Annotated in this window: 3 protein-coding genes; all 3 read right to left on the bottom strand. The window is 27.8% G+C overall.

Annotation, left to right across the window (positions count from 1 at the left end; genetic code table 11):
* The coding region (locus RXO53_RS08045) for a glucose-1-phosphate thymidylyltransferase (protein ID WP_410713701.1) at positions 1–997 on the bottom strand (997 nt) is incomplete at its 3' end.
* A 5-nt stretch (positions 998–1,002) separates the two neighbouring features.
* Complete coding sequence (locus tag RXO53_RS08040; protein WP_410713700.1) at positions 1,003–1,839, bottom strand: SDR family oxidoreductase; 837 nt, start codon at positions 1,837–1,839, stop codon at positions 1,003–1,005.
* Positions 1,840–1,845: 6 nt separating this feature from the next.
* The gene (gene rfbC / locus RXO53_RS08035; RefSeq protein ID WP_410713699.1) at positions 1,846–2,406 is read right to left on the bottom strand and encodes a dTDP-4-dehydrorhamnose 3,5-epimerase; all 561 of its coding nucleotides are present in this window, start codon (positions 2,404–2,406) and stop codon (positions 1,846–1,848) included.
* Positions 2,407–3,281 lie beyond the last annotated feature (875 nt).

Genomic DNA, 3,281 nt, shown 5'->3' with positions numbered 1-3,281 from the left:
TGGACTTATCATTAACTTTCTCTACTATGGCGTTTTGACCTATAAGTGAATCTCTAATAAATACTCCTTTTACTGAAGCACCATCAAGAATAACGCTGTTTTCAATTTCAGAATCAAATACCTTGCAATTATCCCCTACCATAGTATATGGCCCTATATAAGAGTTTGATAAAATAGAGCCTTTACCTATATATGCAGGACCGATTATTCTGCTGTTTTCAACCTTTGAATTAATATCAATAAATACTCTCCCTTCTATCTTAGAATTAACAAGTTGTCCTTTTAATTCTCTATTTGTATGCCTATCCAACAATATCATATTTGCCTCCAATATATCTTCAGGCATACCTGTATCTTTCCACCACCCATCTACTATTCTATATTCAATTTCTTTTCCATTATTTATTAATTCTTGTATGGCATCTGTTATTTCCAACTCACCTCTCCAGCTCGGCCTTAAATTTTCTATAATATCAAAAATCTCATTTGTAAAACCGTAAACACCAATTAAAGCCAATTCGCTTATTTTTTCTTTGGGTTTTTCTACAACTTTAATAACCTTGTTATCCTTAACTACAGCAACCCCAAATCTTTGGGGTTCTGGAACTTTTGCCAAAAGAATTGATGCATCCTTTTTAAAATTTATTATTTCCTTTAAATCATACGGAACAATATTATCGCCTAAATAAACAATAAACCTTTCATCTACAATGTTTTTTACTTTGTAAATTGCATCGGCAATCCCCCTAGCCTTTCCTTGATAAACATATTTTATATTAAGATTAAACGATTTACCATCCCCATAATACTCTATAACCCTTTGAGGATTATTATCTCCTAAGATTATAATAACATCATTAATACCAGAATCCCTTATTTGCTCTAATACCCATTGGGAAACAGGTTTTCCAGCAACTTTTATTAACTGCTTTGGACCTGTATGAGTTAAAGGTCTTAATCGAGTACCTTGCCCCCCATGTAAAACAACTGCCTGCATTAGGATCACCTAACTACCGTTTTTATGTTTTCATTTATACTGTAAAAATCAAAACTCAATAAATTTTTGGCTTTTTCTAAATTAAGAGAAGAATCGTAAGGTCTCTTGGCAACCCATGAATCAACATTATCCACTTCATTAATAATAGGATTTTTTATATTTAAAATATCGGCAATCCTTTTTACAAGCTCAACCCTTGAAATCCTTTCTCCCGCTACGTTTATTATTCCTGATTTCCTTTTTTCTGATAATTCTAATATTGCTTGTGCTAACTTTTTCGCTGATATAGGGCTGTAAAAACCTTTAAATGCATTTATTTCTTTACCTTCTTTTAGTCTAGAAATAGCAAAAGGAATAAAACCCTTATAGCTGAAAACACCAGATGTTCTAACAACTAAAGAATCATCATAAGACAATGCATAACTCTCTCCTAAGAGTTTCGTCAATCCATAATAGTTTATTGGATTTGGCTCATCAATTTCTTTATAAAAGCCTTTTGTTCCATCAAAAACGTAATCAGTACTTATATGAATCAAATAAGATCCTATAACTCTTGATGCTCTAACTATATGCTTGACTGCCTCCGCATTAACTTTTAATGCAGGTTTTTTATTTATTTCGCAACCATCCACATCAGTAATAGCAACCGTATTTATTATAACGTCTGGCATTGTTTTAATTATAATATCTTCTAATAAATCAAAATTAGTTACATCTAGGGCAATTCCTTTATTGAAAGGATCTGATTTATGGTATGTATATGCCATATTTTCATTATTTAATAAATTAATTAGTTCCTGACCTAGTTGGCCAGAACCTAGTATTAAATATTTAACCTTCATTAAATATCACCTAAAAATTAAATTTTTTGAAATAGCATCTTTTAATGTAGGCCAATGAGAATCCTTTTCAGATAATATAGGATTTTTGATCGGCCACTCTATTTTAATATCTGGGTCATTCCAAATTATTCCTGATTCATCTTTGGGTGAATAATAATTATCAACCAAATAAACCACTATTGCGTCATCACTTAATACTTGGAATCCATGAGCAAATCCTCTCGGAATATAAAGTACACTTTTATTATACTCAGATAATTTAACCGATATAAATTTCCCAAATGTTGGAGAACTATATCTAAGATCTACAGCTACATCAAAGATTTCACCTTTTATAACTCTAACTAATTTTGCTTGAGAAAAAGGATTTCTTTGATAATGAAGACCTCTTATAACACTTTTTTTAGAATAAGATTGATTTTCTTGAATTACATCAAACTTTATATTATTATCTAAGAATTGAGTTATAGAGAAAGTTTCCATAAAATATCCTCTATTATCTTCAAACACTTTTGGTTGAATTAAAATAACTTCAGGTATTTCCAGCTTTTTAAATTCAAAAGGCAATTCTCTCTCCCTATTATAAACTTAATTAGAAAATAAAAAAAGTTTATAGTTTTCCTATGCTGTCTGGTATTTTAATTCTTATTGTTTGGAATTTATCTTTTTTATTTGCACCTATTATATTAAATCCTTTAGACTTTGCTAGGTGATCATATAAATACTATAATTTATAAATGGCATAAAATATATAAGATACAGATTTTCCTTATCTATCATTAAATGACGAAACGTATTCAATAACTCCTTCAAGGTTTATTACTATACCCTTTTTAGTCATATCGCTGCTTATGTTTAAAGATCCATAAGCTAATGATATTTCTTTTTCATATCATCAACTAAAGAAAACTTAACCTTGCTTATCATTGGTGAGTTTTAATTTATACTTTATAGTAATATACTGAATAATGGTTGCATTATTAAAAATTTAAGATATAACTAAACAATATAAAAAGATGAAAATATTTCTAATACTAAAATATTTAATGTGATTGTTGATAACAAAGTAAAAATTAATATTTAAATAATTTAAAATAACTTTTAATTATATTTTAAATATAGTATCTATTTCAATATATAAAAATAAAAATTCCCTTGTTAAATCTTAAAGCTTAGTGAATTTCTCATAGGAATATGTGCTCTTAAGCATAAAAATAAAAATGCAAAGAAAATATAATCATAATATCTCATTGAAAGTCCAATAACTATATCTAAATCCTATAAGATTAATTTAATATATTTAAATATGAATAAAAGAGATTTTTTATAATATCATATCTCTTATTTTAATCTTATTTATTAGATCATTCATATATATAAGTTGCTTATACCATTCAACAGTTCTAGTTTTGATTTCATCTTTTATTTTTCCTTCAATTAAT

The organism is Caldisphaera sp., from assembly GCF_046536515.1.
Classification (GTDB): Archaea; Thermoproteota; Thermoprotei_A; order Sulfolobales; family Acidilobaceae; genus Caldisphaera.
The sequence above is the reverse complement of the archived record's forward strand: the minus strand, read 5'-3'. Positions and strand labels throughout refer to the sequence as shown.